The organism is Kosakonia radicincitans DSM 16656, assembly GCF_000280495.2.
In the GTDB taxonomy this organism is placed as follows: domain Bacteria; phylum Pseudomonadota; class Gammaproteobacteria; order Enterobacterales; family Enterobacteriaceae; genus Kosakonia; species Kosakonia radicincitans.
Map to the genome: position 1 here is coordinate 5,635,417 of NZ_CP018016.1, position 17,978 is coordinate 5,653,394.

The 17,978-nt window shown below is 55.8% G+C and carries 15 protein-coding genes; 7 read left to right on the forward strand and 8 right to left on the reverse strand.

The window, feature by feature from the left end; genetic code table 11:
- Positions 1-7: 7 nt before the first annotated feature.
- A complete protein-coding gene (gene argB, locus Y71_RS27065; protein WP_090398622.1) occupies positions 8-784 on the reverse strand; it encodes an acetylglutamate kinase in 777 nt (258 codons plus the stop codon).
- Between the two features lie 10 nt (positions 785-794).
- Positions 795-1,799: an N-acetyl-gamma-glutamyl-phosphate reductase gene (argC, locus tag Y71_RS27070; RefSeq protein ID WP_007369210.1), complete on the reverse strand. Its 1,005-nt coding sequence runs from the start codon at positions 1,797-1,799 to the stop codon at positions 795-797.
- A gap of 168 nt (positions 1,800-1,967) precedes the next feature.
- On the opposite strand from argC, the gene argE reads away from it, so the two are divergent.
- The 5 genes from argE to gldA all read left to right on the forward strand — a co-directional run bounded on the left by argE (position 1,968) and on the right by gldA (position 8,976).
- Positions 1,968-3,119 carry an acetylornithine deacetylase gene (gene argE, locus Y71_RS27075; protein WP_007369211.1) on the forward strand — a complete coding sequence of 384 codons (1,152 nt, stop codon included), beginning with the start codon at positions 1,968-1,970 and terminating at the stop codon, positions 3,117-3,119.
- A gap of 264 nt (positions 3,120-3,383) precedes the next feature.
- Positions 3,384-6,035, forward strand: coding sequence for a phosphoenolpyruvate carboxylase (ppc, locus tag Y71_RS27080; protein ID WP_007369212.1), 2,652 nt, complete (start codon positions 3,384-3,386; stop codon positions 6,033-6,035).
- A 94-nt stretch (positions 6,036-6,129) separates the two neighbouring features.
- Positions 6,130-6,981 (forward strand): AraC family transcriptional regulator, encoded by an 852-nt coding sequence (locus Y71_RS27085; RefSeq protein ID WP_007369213.1) that lies wholly within the window; start codon positions 6,130-6,132, stop codon positions 6,979-6,981.
- Positions 6,982-7,198: 217 nt separating this feature from the next.
- On the forward strand, positions 7,199-7,861 hold the full coding sequence (gene fsa, locus Y71_RS27090) for a fructose-6-phosphate aldolase (protein ID WP_007369214.1): 663 nt from the start codon (positions 7,199-7,201) through the stop codon (positions 7,859-7,861).
- 11 nt (positions 7,862-7,872) lie between these two features.
- Positions 7,873-8,976 (forward strand): bifunctional L-1,2-propanediol dehydrogenase/glycerol dehydrogenase, encoded by a 1,104-nt coding sequence (gene gldA, locus Y71_RS27095; protein WP_007369215.1) that lies wholly within the window; start codon positions 7,873-7,875, stop codon positions 8,974-8,976.
- Between the two features lie 85 nt (positions 8,977-9,061).
- Here gldA and metF read toward each other — a convergent pair whose 3' ends face one another.
- From metF to metB, 3 genes are all read right to left on the reverse strand, one after another.
- A complete protein-coding gene (gene metF, locus Y71_RS27100; RefSeq protein WP_007369216.1) occupies positions 9,062-9,952 on the reverse strand; it encodes a methylenetetrahydrofolate reductase in 891 nt (296 codons plus the stop codon).
- A 205-nt stretch (positions 9,953-10,157) separates the two neighbouring features.
- The gene (locus Y71_RS27105) at positions 10,158-12,590 is read right to left on the reverse strand and encodes a bifunctional aspartate kinase/homoserine dehydrogenase II (RefSeq protein WP_007369218.1); all 2,433 of its coding nucleotides are present in this window, start codon (positions 12,588-12,590) and stop codon (positions 10,158-10,160) included.
- Between the two features lie 2 nt (positions 12,591-12,592).
- Complete coding sequence (gene metB, locus Y71_RS27110) at positions 12,593-13,753, reverse strand: cystathionine gamma-synthase (RefSeq protein ID WP_007369219.1); 1,161 nt, start codon at positions 13,751-13,753, stop codon at positions 12,593-12,595.
- A gap of 263 nt (positions 13,754-14,016) precedes the next feature.
- Here metB and metJ point away from each other — a divergent pair, with 263 nt between their 5' ends.
- A complete protein-coding gene (gene metJ / locus Y71_RS27115) occupies positions 14,017-14,334 on the forward strand; it encodes a met regulon transcriptional regulator MetJ (RefSeq protein ID WP_007369220.1) in 318 nt (105 codons plus the stop codon).
- 81 nt (positions 14,335-14,415) lie between these two features.
- Here metJ and tnpA read toward each other — a convergent pair whose 3' ends face one another.
- The 3 genes from tnpA to rpmE form a co-directional block, all read right to left on the reverse strand.
- On the reverse strand, positions 14,416-14,850 hold the full coding sequence (gene tnpA / locus Y71_RS27120; RefSeq protein ID WP_007369221.1) for an IS200/IS605 family transposase: 435 nt from the start codon (positions 14,848-14,850) through the stop codon (positions 14,416-14,418).
- A gap of 172 nt (positions 14,851-15,022) precedes the next feature.
- A complete protein-coding gene (locus Y71_RS30265) occupies positions 15,023-15,232 on the reverse strand; it encodes a hypothetical protein (RefSeq protein ID WP_139201294.1) in 210 nt (69 codons plus the stop codon).
- A gap of 35 nt (positions 15,233-15,267) precedes the next feature.
- Positions 15,268-15,480 carry a 50S ribosomal protein L31 gene (rpmE, locus tag Y71_RS27125; RefSeq protein ID WP_007369223.1) on the reverse strand — a complete coding sequence of 71 codons (213 nt, stop codon included), beginning with the start codon at positions 15,478-15,480 and terminating at the stop codon, positions 15,268-15,270.
- Between the two features lie 207 nt (positions 15,481-15,687).
- Between rpmE and priA the strand changes: the two genes are divergently transcribed.
- Positions 15,688-17,880: a primosomal protein N' gene (priA, locus tag Y71_RS27130; RefSeq protein WP_007369224.1), complete on the forward strand. Its 2,193-nt coding sequence runs from the start codon at positions 15,688-15,690 to the stop codon at positions 17,878-17,880.
- Positions 17,881-17,978: the final 98 nt, after the last annotated feature.

Below are 17,978 nucleotides of genomic sequence, written 5' to 3' on the forward strand. Positions count from 1 at the left end.
ACATTGGTTACGCCAGAATACGCGTGCCGATCGGCGTACCGTTAAACAGTGCCGGTAACTGCTCAGCATGACGCCAGGAGGCGATATCAACCGGGCGACCCAGCGTGCGCGCCGCATCCAGCGCAGCATTCACTTTAACGATCATGCCATCGGTAATAATGCCCTGCGCGATCAGTTGCTCGGCTTTGGCTGCTGTCATTTCCGCAATACGCTGACCTTTACCGTCGAGAATACCGCTCACGTCAGAGAGCAGGATCAGATCCGCGCCGAGCGTTGCCGCCAGCGCAGTCGCCGCCTGATCCGCGTTGACATTCATCAGCGCGCCTTCGTCGGTCACGCCAATAGAGCTAATCACCGGCAGAAAACCACCTTCCAGCAGTGCATTAATCAGTTTCGGCGAGCCGGGCTGCGCCAGACCAACATGGCCCAGTTCCTCATCCAACTGGGTTACCTTGACGCTGTCGCCATCGCCGAGGAACAGGCCAACGGAAGCGATATGGTGTTTCTTCGCCCACGCCAGCAACGTTTTGTTGGCGGTACCCGCCAGCGCGCCGGTGATGATGTCGATTTGATCGGCAGGCGTCACGCGCAGGCCGTTTTTCTTCTTCACCGGCAGGTTAAGTTGTTTCATTAACTCATCCACTACGCAACCGCCGCCGTGGACAATGACTAACGGGCGCTGATGAGATTCACGATATTGCACCAGCGCCGTAAACAGACGCTCCAGCGCTTCTTCACTGTCCAGCAGTACACCACCGAGCTTAATAATTAATGGATTCATCATCACGCCTGTCTTAAATAAGTGACTGGGTTTCAGCATAGCCGAAACGAATATTTGCACACTGCATCGCCTGTGCCGCCGCGCCTTTCAGCAGGTTATCTTCCGTGGCGACCACAATCAGATGCTCGCCCTGAACGGCGAAACCAATATCGCAGAACGGCAGACCGACCACGTTTTTCAGCGCCGGAACGCCTTTGTCATACAGACGTACCAGCGGCTTGTTACCGTAAACCTGTTTGAACAGATCGGCGATCTGTGCCTGCGTAACGCCAGGCTTCAGGCGGCAGGTGATAGTTTCCAGAATGCCGCGCGGGAAGCTCGCCAGATGCGGCGTGAAAATCACGTCCGTGCCAAGATGTGTGGCAATTTCCGGCTGATGGCGGTGGTTAAAAATGCCGTAAGGTTGCAGGCTCACTTCGCAGAAGCTATTGGAGAGCGCCGCTTTACGCCCGGCACCGCTCACGCCGCTGGTCGCGTTGATCACCGGCCACTGGTTCAGATCGAGCAGACCGGCATCGATCAACGGTTTCAGCGAGAGCTGCGCTGCCGTCGGGTAGCAACCCGGTACGGCAATTAATTGCGCTTCTTTCAGTTTATCGTGGTTCCACTCCGCCAGCCCGTAAACCGCCTGCGCGAGTAAATCGGCGTGCTGATGGGTGAAGCCATAGAATTTTTCGTAGAACGCGGGATCGTTAACGCGGAACGCGCCAGAGAGATCGAACACCACACAGCCTGCAGCCAGGCAAACCGGTGCCAGGTCGTGGCTCACTTCATGTGCCGTCGCCAGGAAAACGACGTCCACGCCATCAAGAAACTCAGTGATGTCGGACATCGGCTGCAACGGGAGATCGACAATGCCTTTCAACTGCGGATGTAAATCGGAGATACACTTTCCTGCATCATTACTTTGCGCAGAAACCGTCAAAGCGGTTATGTTCATATGAGGATGGCGATTTACATAGGTCACTAGCTCTGCGCCGGCGTAACCGCTGGCGCCCACAATTAATGTGTTCAACATTGGGGCGGTTTACCTTCTTACGTCATGTGTGCCAGGGAAAGACTCAGCATCCCTCCCACGTTGCTGAGCAAGTCGCCTTTTGGGTTCCCTTACGCTCAGCATTAATGTATTTTTATTCACATTTAGTGCATGAATATTGATACTATCACGAACTCAGGTATGTCAACAATGAAAATGAATTTGCCGCCATTTATCGAGATTTACCGCGCCCTGATTGCCACTCCATCAATCAGCGCAACGGAAGAAGCGCTGGATCAGAGCAATGCGTCTTTAATCAATCTGCTGGCAGGATGGTTTGGCGATCTCGGTTTCACTGTTGAAGTGCAGCCGGTGCCAGGCACGCGCAATAAATTCAATATGCTCGCCAGTGCCGGAACGGGCGCGGGCGGCCTGCTGCTGACCGGCCACACCGATACCGTGCCGTTTGATGACGGGCGCTGGACGCGCGATCCCTTCACGCTGACCGAACATGACAACAAACTCTACGGCCTCGGCACCGCCGACATGAAAGGCTTTTTTGCCTTCATTCTTGATGCGCTGCGTGACGTCGATGTGACAAAGCTGAGCAAGCCGCTCTACATTCTCGCCACCGCCGATGAAGAGACCAGCATGGCGGGCGCGCGTTATTTTTCCGAAAATACGCAGCTGCGTCCGGATTGCGCCATCATCGGCGAGCCAACCTCCCTGCAACCGGTGCGCGCGCATAAAGGCCATATCTCCAACGCGATTCGTATCCTCGGACAGTCCGGCCACTCCAGCGATCCGGCGCGCGGCGTCAACGCTATCGAACTGATGCACGATGCCATTGGCCATATTCTGCAACTGCGTGACAACCTGAAAGAGCGTTATCACTATGCGGCGTTCACCGTACCGTACCCGACGCTGAACCTGGGGCATATTCATGGTGGTGATGCGGCGAACCGTATTTGCGCCTGTTGCGAACTGCATATGGATATTCGCCCGCTTCCGGGCATGACGCTGAACGATCTGAATGGGTTGCTGAATGAGGCGCTGGAGCCGGTCAGTTCCCGCTGGCCGGGCCGTCTGACCATTTCTGAACTGCATCCGCCCATTCCGGGCTACGAATGCCCGCCGGATCACCAACTGGTGAGCGTGGTGGAAAAACTGCTCGGCGTTGAAACCGAAGTGGTGAATTACTGTACCGAAGCGCCCTTTATTCAGACGCTGTGTCCAACGCTGGTGCTCGGTCCGGGCTCAATTAATCAGGCTCATCAGCCGGATGAATATCTGGAAACTCGCTTTATTAAGCCAACGCGCGAACTTATTACCCAGGTTGTCCATCATTTCTGCTGGCACTGATCGTCCTTTCCCCCGCCAATAACCCCTCTACGGAAGGGGTTTTTAGGCGCGCGAAAGGGTGACAAATGTCACAATCTCATAAGCATTTCTTATTTGGCAGAAAGCGAATTAAATTTCGTAAATTGACGCCATTTATTCGTTTGCTGAAGCGATTTCGCAGCAATTGACGTAGTGGGTTTTACGTGGCTTTATAAAAGGCGGTGTCTTATATCTGCGCGACGGCAGATATAACAAAATAAAATGAGATGGGGTGTCTGGGGTAACATGAACGAACAATATTCCGCTTTGCGTAGTAATGTCAGTATGCTCGGCAAACTGCTGGGAGATACCATCAAGGATGCTCTCGGCGAGAATATTCTCGACCGGGTAGAAACAATCCGTAAGCTGTCCAAATCTTCTCGCGCCGGTAATGAAGCCAGCCGTCAGGAACTGCTCACCACCTTGCAGAATCTGTCTAATGACGAACTGCTGCCAGTGGCGCGCGCTTTCAGCCAGTTCCTGAATCTTGCGAACACCGCTGAGCAGTACCACAGCATTTCTGCCAAAGGCGAAGCGGCCAGCAACCCGGAAGTGATTGCCCGCACTATCAAAAAGCTGAAAGACCAACCCAATCTCAACGAAGCCACCATCATTAAAGCTGTTGAATCGCTGTCGCTGGAACTGGTGCTGACCGCCCACCCAACCGAGATCACCCGCCGTACGCTGATCCACAAAATGGTGGAAGTGAACAACTGCCTGAAACAACTGGATAACAGCGATATCGCCGACTACGAACGCCACCAGTTAATGCGCCGTCTGCGCCAGTTGATTGCTCAGTCCTGGCATACCGACGAAATCCGCCGCAATCGCCCAAGCCCGGTTGATGAGGCCAAATGGGGTTTCGCGGTCGTGGAAAACAGCCTGTGGGAAGGCGTGCCGAATTACCTGCGCGAACTGAACGAACAGCTGGAAGAGCACCTCAATTACAAGCTGCCGGTTGATTTTGTACCGGTGCGCTTTACCTCGTGGATGGGCGGCGACCGCGATGGCAACCCGAACGTCACCGCCGACATCACTCGCCATGTGCTGCTGCTCAGCCGCTGGAAAGCGACCGATCTGTTCCTGAAAGATATTCAGTTGCTGATCTCCGAGCTGTCGATGGTCGAATGCACCGATGAACTGCGTGGGCTGGCAGGCGCAGAAGGCGCACGCGAGCCGTACCGTTATCTGATGAAAAAATTGCGTTCCGACCTGATGGCGACTCAGGCCTGGCTGGAAGCGCGTCTGAAGGGACAAAAACTGCCGAAGCCTGCCGGTTTGCTGACGCAAAATGAGCAACTGTGGGAGCCGCTATACGCCTGTTATAAATCGCTGCAAGCCTGCGGTATGAGCATTATCGCCAATGGTGAGCTGCTCGATACATTACGCCGCGTGAAGAGTTTCGGCGTGCCGCTGGTGCGCATCGATATTCGTCAGGAGAGTACCCGACATACCGAAGCGCTGGGCGAACTGACCCGCTATCTCGGCATCGGCGATTACGAAAGCTGGTCGGAAGCGGACAAACAGGCATTCCTGATCCGCGAACTGAATTCCAAACGTCCGCTGCTGCCGCGCCAGTGGGAGCCAAGCGACGAGACCCGCGAAGTGCTGGACACCTGCCGGGTGATCGCCGAAGCGCCGCGCGGTTCCATCGCCGCCTATGTGATCTCCATGGCCAAAACGCCGTCCGATGTGCTGGCCGTTCATCTGCTGCTGAAAGAAGCCGGTATCGGCTTTGCCCTGCCAGTTGCGCCGCTGTTTGAAACGCTGGATGACCTCAACAATGCCGACGACGTAATGACCCAGTTGCTGAATATCGACTGGTATCGCGGCTTTATCCAGGGCAAACAGATGGTGATGATTGGCTATTCCGACTCGGCGAAAGACGCGGGCGTAATGGCCGCAAGCTGGGCGCAATACCAGGCTCAGGATGCGCTGATCAAAACCTGTGAGAAAGCCGGCATCGAACTGACGCTGTTCCACGGCCGCGGCGGCTCTATCGGTCGCGGTGGCGCGCCAGCGCATGCGGCGCTGCTCTCTCAACCGCCAGGTAGCCTGAAAGGCGGTCTGCGCGTGACCGAACAGGGCGAAATGATCCGCTTTAAATACGGTCTGCCGGAAGTCACTATCAGCAGCCTGTCGCTTTATACCAGCGCCATTATGGAAGCGAACCTGCTGCCGCCGCCGGAACCTAAACCACAGTGGCGCCACATTATGGACGCACTGTCAGAGAGCTCCTGTGAGATGTACCGTGGCTACGTGCGCGAAAACAAAGATTTCGTTCCCTATTTCCGTTCGGCAACACCGGAGCAGGAACTGGGTAAACTGCCGCTCGGCTCACGTCCGGCGAAACGCCGTCCGACCGGCGGCGTCGAGTCGCTGCGTGCTATTCCGTGGATCTTCGCCTGGACGCAGAACCGCCTGATGCTTCCGGCCTGGCTGGGCGCAGGCGCGGCGTTACAGAAAGTAGTGGAAGATGGTAAACAGAGCGAACTGGAAGCAATGTGCCGCGACTGGCCATTCTTCTCAACCCGCCTTGGCATGCTGGAGATGGTCTTCTCCAAAGCCGACCTGTGGCTGGCGGAATACTACGATCAGCGTCTGGTAAAACCGGAACTGTGGGGGCTGGGCAGCGAGTTGCGTAAACTGCTGCAGGCGGATATCAATGTGGTACTGGCAATTGCCAACGACTCCCACCTGATGGCCGATCTGCCGTGGATCGCCGAATCCATCCAGTTACGTAACATCTACACTGACCCGCTGAACGTCTTGCAGGCCGAGCTGCTGCACCGTTCGCGTCTGGCCGAAGAAGCCGGTGAAACGCCGGACGAGCGAGTAGAACAAGCGTTGATGGTGACCATTGCGGGTGTTGCAGCAGGCATGCGTAACACGGGCTAATTTTCTCCCCGCATCGCAAAAGGCCACACTTGCTGTGGCCTTTTTTTATGTCGCCAGCTAAGGTTGTTCCTTCGCCTGTCACGGAAGGGAAAGCATGAGCCACGACGTCAGCCATCTCATCTCCCGCCTGATCAACGGCCCGCTGCCGCTGCGTCAGGTCTGTTTTGCCGGAGTCACCGGTAGTGCGCCTGCGCTGGCCTGTCAGGTCGATTTTCCACGTCTGGAAATTGTGCTGGAAGGGTCGCTCATGGATGTCGGGATCGCCGGGGAAGCACCGTTGATGACGCAACATGACGTTCTGTATATTCCGGCTGGCGGCTGGAACTGGCAGCAATGGCAGGCGCCGGCCAGCACCTTAAGCGTACTGTTCGGCAAGCAGCAACTGAGCTTTACCGTGAATCAGTGGAATGGCGAAACCCTGCAAAACCTGGCGAAACAGCATGTCGCACGCCGCGGTCCGCGCGTGGGTTCGTTCCTGCTGCAGACACTGCATGAAATGCAAATGCAGCCGCGCGAACAGCAAACCGCACGGCTGATTGTCACCAGCCTGCTCAGCCACTGCCACGATCTGCTCGGTAGCCATATCCAGACCGCTTCCCGCAGCGAAGCACTGTTCGAAGCCATTCGCAGCTATATCGACGAACATTACGCCAAGCCGCTCACGCGCGAATCGGTGGCGCAGGCGTTTTACATCTCGCCCAATTATCTTTCGCACCTGTTCCAGAAAACCGGCAGTCTCGGTTTTAACGAATACCTCAATCACACCCGGCTGGAGCATGCCAAAACGCTGCTCAAGGGCTACGACTTAAAAATCAAAGAAGTCGCGCACACCTGCGGTTTTGTAGACAGTAACTACTTCTGCCGCCTGTTCCGTAAAAATACCGAACGTTCCCCCTCCGAATACCGCCAGCAGTACCACAGCCATCTCAGCGAAAAACAGGATTGAGCCTGCAACACTGGATTTTTATACGTTAAAAATCGCATCCCGCTGCGCAGAAAAGGCCTGACACCCCGCGTTTCATCGTGATACAGCGCAACTTGTGAGCCAAATCTCAATTCGCCGTGGAGCTTACATTTGTCCAGTGTTTGGCAGATTTGTTATATGGCGACCGCGTGGCAAGCGCTCGTATGCTGAGGTCAGAAACGTTATACGAGGAAGCACGATGGAACTCTATCTGGACACCGCCAACGTGGCGGAAGTTGAACGCCTGGCGCGAATTTATCCGCTCGCGGGTGTCACCACCAACCCCAGCATTATTGCCGCCGGGAAAACGCCGATATGGGATGTGTTGCCGCGTCTGCAAAACGCCATCGGCCCGGACGGAACGCTGTTTGCGCAGGTGATGAGCCGCGACGCGGAGGGCATGGTGTCTGAAGCCAGACGCTTCAACAGCGCCTTTCCCGGCATTGTGGTAAAAATCCCGGTCACAGCGGAAGGCCTTGCCGCCATCAAACAGTTGAAAAAAGAGAATATCGTCACCCTCGGCACCGCTGTCTACAGCGCCGCGCAGGGCTTACTCGCTGCCCTTGCCGGAGCAAAATATGTTGCGCCTTATGTCAACCGTGTTGATGCCCAGGGCGGCGATGGCATTCGCATGGTGCAGGAATTGCAAACGCTGCTGAAACTCCACGCGCCGCAAAGCAAAGTGCTGGCCGCCAGCTTCAAAACGCCGCGTCAGGCACTCAACTGCCTGCTCGCCGGATGTGAAGCAATCACGCTGCCATTAGATGTAGCGCAACAAATGCTCAATACGCCCGCAGTAGAGTCAGCAATAGAGAAGTTTGAGCAGGACTGGAAAACGGCTTTTGGCAACCTCAACCTGTAAGGAGGCAATATATGGATCGCATCATCCAGTCGCCAGGTAAGTACATCCAGGGTGCAGACGTCATCACCCGTCTCGGCGACTATCTCAAACCGCTGGCCGATCGCTGGCTGGTCGTGGGCGATAAATTTGTGCTTGGTTTTGCCCAGGAAACGCTGCAAAAAAGTCTGGCGGATGCCGGGCTGGCCTGTGAAGTTGTGCCATTCGGCGGCGAGTGTTCACAAAATGAAATTGACCGGCTGCGCGGCGTTGCGGAAAACGCTCACTGTGGCGCAGTGCTCGGTATTGGCGGCGGGAAAACACTGGATACCGCCAAAGCACTGGCGCACTTCATGCACGTTCCGGTGGCAATTGCGCCGACAATCGCTTCCACCGACGCGCCGTGCAGCGCGCTTTCGGTTATCTACACTGACAACGGTGAATTCGATCGCTATCTGTTACTTCCCAACAACCCGAACCGCGTGATTGTCGATACCAAAATCGTTGCCGGCGCACCGGCGCGGCTGCTGGCTGCGGGGATCGGCGATGCGCTCTCCACCTGGTTTGAAGCCCGCGCCTGCTCACGCAGCGGCGCAAAAACCATGGCCGGCGGGCAAAGCACACAATCTGCGCTGGCGCTGGCCGAGCTATGCTACAACACGCTGCTGGAAGAGGGTGAAAAAGCCATGCTCGCGGCTGAACAGCATGTGGTAACGCCTGCGCTGGAGCGCGTGGTGGAAGCGAATACCTATCTGAGCGGCGTTGGCTTCGAGAGCGGCGGTCTGGCGGCTGCGCATGCCATCCACAACGGTTTAACCGCCCTTGCCGACGCGCACCACTACTATCATGGTGAGAAAGTGGCGTTCGGTACGTTGACGCAACTGGTGCTGGAAAACGCGCCGCTGGATGAGATCGAAACGGTTGCAGCGCTGTGCCACAACGTTGGTTTGCCGATCACGCTGGCGCAACTGGATATCAAAACGGATATTCCGGCGAAGATGCGCATCGTTGCCGAAGCAGCCTGTGCGGAAGGTGAAACCATCCACAACATGCCAGGCGGCGCAACGCCGGATCAGGTCTATGCCGCACTGCTGGTCGCTGACCAGTACGGACAGCGTTTCCTGGAAGAGTGGGAATAAGCGTTAACATACCCGGTAGAGCGAATATCCACCGGGCCTGTAAAGCAAAAGCCCGGAACGGTTGTTCCGGGCTTTTTATTTCAGGTTAGACGCCGGGGCGAACGCCCAGCGTGTGGCAAATCGCGTAGCTCATTTCCGCGCGGTTCAGCGTGTAGAAGTGGAAATCCTTCACCCCTTCGCGGCTCAAAATCTTCACCATATCCATCGCGATATTTGCTCCCACCAGCTTGCGGGTCTCGGCGTCATCATCCAGACCGTCGAACATTTGCGACATCCACGCCGGAATACGTACGTTGGTCATATCAGCGAATTTTTTCGCCTGCTTGAAGTTGGAAACCGGCAGAATACCCGGAACGATCTCCACATCAATGCCGGTCGCCGCGCAGCGATCGCGAAAGCGCAGGTAGCTTTCCACATCAAAAAAGAACTGGGTGATTGCACGGCTGGCGCCGGCATCCACTTTGCGCTTCAGGTTGAGCAGATCCGCCTGCGCGCTCTTCGCTTCCGGGTGTACTTCCGGGTAGGCGGCAACAGAGATATCGAAATCGGCAACCTCTTTTAACAGCGTCACCAGATCGGCGGCATACATATCCGGCTTACCGCCGCCCGGCGGTAAATCCCCGCGCAGCGCCACGATATGGCGGATACCGTTATTCCAGTAATCCTGCGCGATCGCGCGCAGTTCATCGCGGGTGGCGTCAATGCAGGTCAGATGCGGTACGGCTTCCAGGCCGGTGCGCTCTTTGATGCCTTTGATTATGCTGTGAGTACGGTCGCGCTCGCCGGAGTTCGCGCCGTAAGTCACTGAAACGAATTTTGGCTTCAGGCTGCTCAGGCGATCGATGGAGTTCCATAAGGTTTGTTCCATTTCACTGGTGCGCGGCGGGAAAAATTCAAAGGAAACATTAATCTGGCCATGTACTTCCGCCAGGCTTTGATTCAGGGCTTCCCGCTGGTTGGCGTGAAAAAAGCTCATACCTTACCTCATCAATCGCATGTCATTGTCTGTTGTTTGTGAACTTCTATACGTTTAGACGTCCAGATGTAAAAATGACGGAATTTGCACAGGCCGTCAACCGGAAAATCATTATTCTGAGTGAGGAATGTTCAGCGAAGATGAAAAAAGTTCATGATGCGGGATGTAATGCCCTCTCCCCGCCGGGGAGAGGGTGAAGAGAAGATTAAAGCAATTGCGCCAGACGGTTGATATCTGACTGGATAGCGCCAGCGGTGACATCACGCCCTGCGCCCGGCCCGCGAATGACCAGCGGATTATCGCGATACCAGCGGCTTTCAATGGCGAAGACGTTATCACCCGGCAGAACCGCCGCCAGCGGATGCTCCGGACGGACCGCTTCCACGCCTACACGTGCTTTGCCGTTCGCATCGAAACGCGCAACATAACGCAGCACAAGGCCCATTTCACTGGCGGCTTCCAGCCGCTGTACCATCTGTTCATTCAGTTCGTCGCCGTTTTCGAAGAAGTGATCCACCGAACCTTCTTCACAATGCGGTGGCACCAGCGATTCCACGCGAACCTGCTCAGGTTCGATGTCATAACCGGCTTCACGGGCGAGGATCACCAGCTTGCGCATCACATCTTTACCGGCGAGATCGACACGCGGATCCGGCTCAGTCAGCCCCTGCTGCCACGCCTGATCGACCAGGTCGGTAAACGGCACAGTACCGTCGAATTGCAGGAACAACCAGGAGAGGGTGCCGGAGAAGATACCGCTGATCGCCAGAATCGCATCGCCGCTATCGCGCAGATCGCGCACCGTATGGTTAACCGGCAATCCGGCGCCGACGGTAGCGTTGTACAGCCAGTGACGACCCGTCTTTTCAAACGCATCGTGGATCTGGCGATAATTATTGGTCGTGCTCGCCCCGGCCAGTTTGTTGGCGCTGATCACATGAAAACCGTGGCTGGCGAAATCCAGATACTGCCCGGCCAGTTGCTCGCTGGCGGTCACATCCAGTACGACCAGGTCGTCATACGGGTGAGCGCGCATCCACAGGAACAGCGACTCTTCATCCTGCTCGACGGCTTCATCATTGAAGAAAGCCAGCGCACGGCTGGCATCCAGCCCATCGTAATTCAGCAGGCTACGGCGGCTATCCACCACGCCGGCCAGCACAAATTCAAACCCGGTACGCGCCGAAAGCGCGCTCTGCTCGCGGGAGAACAACTCCAGCCAGCGGGAGCCGATATTTCCCTTGCCGAACAGCATCAGACCGATTCGTTTTTCCGCGCGGAACAGCGACTGGTGCAGCCCCTGAATCAGGCTCTCGGTCGGGCCAACGCGCAGTACAGCGACCAGGCTGATACCTTCGTCGGACTGCCAGATAAACTCAACCGGCTGGCCTTTCAGTTGCTGCCAGAAACGGTGGCTGTGCAACGGGTTACGGCATACACCAGCACCGACCATCGCCACCAACGCCAGCCCCTGACGCAGGCGTAATTCACCCGGCAGACCGGCTTCATCCAGCAGTTTAAAGACGCTGTCGACCACTTCCGAGGTGTAGCAGAGTTGCAGCAGATTACGGTCGGCATGAGCGCCCACCGCCAGCGGACGCGCCTGCGCGCGTTTGAGGAGCAGATCGATCTCTTTTTGCGCCAGTTTAAAATCCTGCCCGGCCGGAACGATAAACTCAATCAAACAGACATCATCGTGACTGGTCACGATGCGCGCGCCAGTGCCGGATGCCAGTACGCGTTCAATCCGCGTAGAGCCTTGATCGGGGTTATAGCTACAGCGCAATTGCAGATCGATATTGCTGCCGGAGACCGGTTGCAGCGTGCGGGCATGCAGTACCGGAGCGGCAAGACGCGCCAGTTCGCTGGCTTCATCGAGACGCAGCAGCGGCAGCAGACAGGCATCTTTCACTTTGCGCGGGTCGGCGCTATAGACACCGGCCACGTCGCTCCAGATGGTGACGCGGGAAACATCGCCCAGCGCGCCAATCTGCGTTGCTGAATAGTCAGAGCCGTTACGCCCCAGCAGCACCGTTTCACCCGCCTCATTACGGCTGATAAAACCGGTGACAACAATGCGTTTGCCTGGATGTTGCGCCAGCTTTTGCTGCAAAAGGGGATAAGACGCCCCTTCGTTCACCTGCGGCTGCGCCGAACGCTCGGCACGCAGAAAATCGCGGGCATCCAGCCAGGCCGCATCAAGGCCTTGCTGATTAAGTACGGCGGCCATCAAGCGCGCCGACCAGATTTCACCGTGGCCGACCACTTCCGCGTAAACCGCGTCGGTAATGCCGCCGTCGAGTAGCGCCGCCAGGTGTTCCAGATCGTGGATAAATTCGCTGGTCAGTCCATCGGCCACATCGGCGGGCAACAGCCCGCCAATCAAGTCACTTTGATAACGACGCAGGGATTGCTGAACCTGATGCGCAGAGAGCCTGTCAGTCTGGCTTAATTTCAGCCAGTTGATCAGCTGATTGGTGGTGCTGCCTGCGGCGGAGACAACCATCATGTCGCCCGGTTGTGAATACTCCGCCATGATCCCTGCAACGCGGAGGTAACACTTCACATCCGCCAGACTACTGCCACCAAATTTGTGCAGCTGACGAGCCTTCGTCCCTGCCTGCGCAATCACACTCATGTTTACCCCTCAGCTGCGACCCGGAAGCCATTTTCCAGATCGGCAATTAAATCTTCACTATCTTCAATACCGGTCGAGATACGCAACAACGTTTCCGAGATCCCGGCAGCGGCGCGCGCTTCCGGTGCCATACCTGCGTGCGTCATGGTGGCGGCGTGGGAGATTAAACTTTCTACCCCACCTAATGATTCCGCCAGAGTAAACAGTGACAAACCGCTCAGGAAACGACGCAACGTTTGCTCGCCGCCATCCAGTTCAAAACTTAACATCGCGCCAAAGCCTTTTTGTTGACGCGCAGCAATCTCATGCCCCTGATTATCCGGCAGAGACGGGTGGTAAAGCTTTTTCACCAGCGGCTGAGTTTGCAGGAAATCGACAATCGCCTGTGCGTTACGCTGCGCCACTTCCATACGCGGCGACAACGTGCGCAGCCCGCGCAACAGCAAATAGCTGTCGAAGGCGCTACCGGTGACGCCAATATTATTCGCCCACCATGCCAGTTCGGTGACAGTCTCCGCGTCTTTTGCAATCACCACACCCGCCACCACATCGGAATGACCGTTGAGGTATTTTGTGCAGGAGTGCAGTACCAAATCGGCACCCAGCGCCAGCGGATTTTGCAACGCCGGGCTTAAGAAGGTGTTATCAACGACGCTAACTGCGCCCGCTTCACGCGCCAGTTGGCAGATTTTCGCAATATCCACGACGCGCAACAATGGGTTGCTTGGACTTTCTACCAGCACCAGTTTCGGTTTTTCCGCCAGCGCCGCTTTCAGTGCCTGTTCATCGCCCTGATCGACGAATTTCACCCGATAGCAACCGCGTTTCGCCAGACTGTCGAACAGGCGATAGCTGCCGCCGTAGCAATCATGCGGTGCAACCAGCAGATCGCCAGGCTTGAGGAAAACCGTGGTCACCAGATGAATCGCCGACATGCCGGTATTGGTCAACACCGCGCCAGCGCCCCCTTCCAGCTCCGCCAGCGCGCGCTGTACCACATCGCGCGTGGGGTTACCGCGACGCGAGTAGTCATGCGCGCGGGGTTCATTAAAACCGGTGAAATTATAGGTACTGGAGAGGTGAATTGGCGGGACAACGCAGCCATACTGCTCGTCATCGTTCAATCCGCTACGCACTGCAATGGTGGCCTGTTTACGCGTCATGGTGAAGGCTTCCTGGCTTAATGGATGAAAAATCTGACCACAGAGTAAACATTGAATAGATAGACGTCAATACATCTGGACATCTAAACTTCTTTGCGTATAGATTGAGCAAACGCGCAATAGCCGTTAAAATTATATGCTTTAGTGTGGGCGCGCAGAGCGATACACCGTGTCACTGTGATGACTCTACGGTAAACTACGCGGGATTACGGCCTGGGCTCGCCCGGGTTTAGACTAATGACTGAGAGGATTAAAGGTATCTCATGGCTGAATGGAGCGGCGAATATATCAGCCCATACGCTGAGCACGGCAAGAAGAGTGAGCAAGTAAAGAAAATTACGGTTTCCATTCCTCTTAAGGTGTTAAAAATCCTCACCGATGAACGTACCCGTCGTCAGGTGAACAACCTGCGTCACGCCACCAACAGCGAGCTGCTGTGCGAGGCATTCCTGCACGCGTTCACCGGTCAGCCTCTGCCGAACGATGAAGATCTGCGCAAAGAGCGCAGTGATGAAATCCCGGAAGAGGCAAAAGTGATTATGCGTGAACTGGGCATCGACCCGGATACATGGGAATACTGATTCAAAGTAAAAGACCACCTTCTTAGAAGGTGGCTTTTGAGAATGCCCCCTGTAAGGGGGGCTATTGTCACTTCCCGCTTACTACTCTAGCAATTCCATTTGCTGTTCATGTATTTGTTCCGTTTTCTCCTGATGCCTCACATATCGTCTGATAATTTCCTCGTTCACACCGACAGTATCTACAAAGTAGCCACGTGACCAAAAGTGGTTGCCCCATAGCTTCTTTCTTATGTGTGGGAAACGATTGTAGAGTCTGATTGCGCTGCGACCTTTCAGATGCCCCATTAGAGTTGATATCGAGATTTTCGGCGGGACTATTACGACCAGATGTACATGATCTGGCTGAACATTTAGCTCCAGAACCTCACAATCCTTTATTCCGCAGAGAATGTAGATTGTCCTGTAAAGTTCCTTGCCCAACTTATCTTTCAGGATCCTGAAACGGTACTTAGGCGTCCAGACTATGTGATATTTACAACGCCAATATACATGTGATGAACTCCTGTAAAGCCCCATGTCGGTTTGTCTCCTTTTACTTGTGGTGAGTAAGCAGAGATATTCCGGCATGGGCATTCTTCAGGCTATAGCCTTACAGGATCAATCACCACCTCCCCAGGAGGTGGTTTAAGGGTGACAACAAAAGGGCGGAAGATATCTTCCGCCCTTTTTGCTTATGTCAGCTGCCCAATCAGAAGCGCGTCACTTCCGGGTGCACTTCTGCGAGAGAAAGCAGGTAAGACATAAATACATTTTTCATTGCCGTCAGCATCTCACGCCTCTTTTTTGCTCTGTTCACAGGACTGGAATGGCGAAAAGAATATGTGCGCTTTTTAATCAGAGCAATATTTTCGTGATTCATTTCACAAAAATATCCCCCTCCGGCAAACGGCAGAGACAAAAAAAGCGCCTCGCGGCGCTTTTTTCTTTGGCAACTTATTTGCTGCCCGGGATGCTGAAGCGTTTGTTGAAACGCTCAACACGACCACCGGTATCAACAACACGTTGTTTACCAGTAAAGAACGGGTGGCATTTGCCGCACACGTCCAGGTTCAGGTCGTGGCCCACGGTGGAGTGGGTTTTGATCACATTACCGCAAGAACAGGTTGCAGTAATCGCAACGTAATTCGGGTGAATACCTTTTTTCATGGGAAACCTCAGTTTAAGGCCGCGTCGCTCTTCCAGCCCTAACGCCAGACACCACGCGAGTTAAATAATAAGTGTATCTTTGGCGCGCTAAATCCGCACTAAAGGCGGCGAATCATACAGAAATTAACCAGCACATGCAAACTGATCCGCTCGTCCGTAGCAACAATGTGTATACTAACCCGCCAGTTTTCAAGTCAGGAAGATGAGATGCCCGTCGCCCACGTTGCGCTGTCTGTACCCTTGCCCCGCACCTTTGATTATCTGTTGCCGGACGACATGATCGCCCGCGCAGGTTGTCGCGTGCGCGTGCCGTTCGGTACTCAGCAACGCGTTGGCATTGTGGTGGCGGTCAGCGATAAAAGCGAGCTGCCGCTTACCGAGCTGAAGCAGGTAGAAGAAGTGCTCGACAGCGAGCCCGCGTTTTCACCCGCCGTCTGGCGTCTGTTGTTATGGGCAGTTGACTATTACCATCATCCGATTGGCGATGTGCTGTTCAACGCCCTTCCCGTTCTGTTACGCCAGACAAAAACTGCCAGCGCAGAGTTTCAGGGCTACTGGTTCGCCACTGAGCAGGGCCAGGCGACGGACATTAATCGCGTAAAGTCGGCAAAGCAGCAGCAGGCCCTTTCAGCTCTGCGTAAAGGTAAAATCTGGCAGCACCAGTTGGCAGCGCTGGATCTGAAAAGCGTCACTCTGCAGGCGCTGCGCGCCAAAGGGCTGGCGGAGATGAGCAGCGAAACGCCGACGTTCAGCGACTGGCGCAGACAGTTCTCCGTCAGCGGCGACAGGCTGCGGCTGAACACAGAGCAGGCCACTGCCGTCGGCGCGATTCACAGCGCGGCCGATCAATTCTCTGCCTGGCTGCTGGCAGGCGTCACGGGTTCCGGTAAGACCGAAGTCTATTTAAGCGTACTGGAAAATGTGCTGGCGCAGGGGAAACAGGCACTGGTGATGGTGCCGGAGATTGGCCTGACGCCGCAAACCATCGCCCGTTTTCGCGAGCGCTTTAACGCGCCGGTCGAAGTGCTGCATTCAGGCCTGAACGACAGTGAACGTCTTACCACATGGCAAAAAGCGAAAAACGGCGAGGCGGCAATTGTTATCGGCACGCGCTCATCGCTGTTCACACCGTTTAAAAACCTCGGCGTGATCGTTATCGATGAAGAGCACGACAGCTCCTATAAACAGCAGGAAGGCTGGCGCTATCACGCGCGGGATCTGGCGGTCTATCGCGCCCATAGCGAACAGATCCCCATCATTCTCGGCTCGGCGACTCCCGCGCTGGAGACCTTATATAATGTGCGGGCGCGAAAATACCGGCTGCTGCGCCTGACGCGCCGCGCCGGTAGCGCGCGCCCGGCAACGCAACATGTGCTGGATATGAAAGGCCAGCAGTTGCAGGCCGGATTAGCGCCCGCGCTCATCAACCGCATGCGCCAGCATTTGCAGGCAGGCAACCAGGTAATTCTGTTTCTTAACCGCCGGGGGTTCGCTCCGGCACTGCTGTGCCATGACTGCGGCTGGATAGCAGAGTGCCCGCGTTGCGATCACTACTACACCTTTCACCAGGCGCAGCAGCATTTGCGCTGCCACCATTGCGATAGCCAGCGCCCGGTACCGCGCCAGTGCCCCTCCTGCGGTTCCACGCACCTGCTGCCCGTCGGTTTAGGAACTGAGCAACTGGAACAGGCGCTTGCGCCGCTGTTCCCTGGCGTGCCGGTGTCGCGCATTGACCGCGATACCACCAGCCGCAAAGGCGCGCTGGAGCAGCACCTGGCGGAAGTTCATCGCGGCGGCGCGCGGCTCCTGATTGGCACGCAGATGCTGGCGAAAGGCCATCACTTTCCGGATGTGACGTTGGTTGCCTTGCTGGATGTCGATGGCGCACTCTTTTCTGCGGATTTCCGTGCGGCGGAACGGTTCGCTCAGCTCTATACCCAAGTGTCGGGCCGCGCCGGGCGCGCCGGAAAGCAGGGCGAAGTGGTGCTGCAAACCCACCATCCTGAGCATCCTTTGCTGCAAACTTTGCTGCATAAAGGTTATGACACCTTTGCAGAACAGGCGCTGGCCGAACGGCAAACGCTGCAACTGCCGCCGTGGACCAGCCACGTGTTGATCCGCGCAGAAGATCAGAACAATCAGTTCGCTCCGCTGTTCCTGCAACAGTTGAAAAACTTACTGCAAGCCAGCCCGCTGGCGGATAATCAATTGTGGATCCTCGGCCCGGTTCCGGCGCTGGCAGCGAAGCGCGCCGGACGCTATCGCTGGCAGATCCTGCTGCAACACCCTTCCCGCATTCGCTTACAACATATTGTCAGCGGCGCGCTGGCATTGATTAACACGCTGCCCGATGCACGGCGGGTTAAATGGGTGCTGGATGTCGATCCCATTGAGAGTTGAGGTTGCGATCGGCGGCATAAAATTCAACTTTCATCACACTTTTCATGAAAATTCTGTAACCGCTGCGCCTAACTATCTGATAAAAATGTGACTACGCT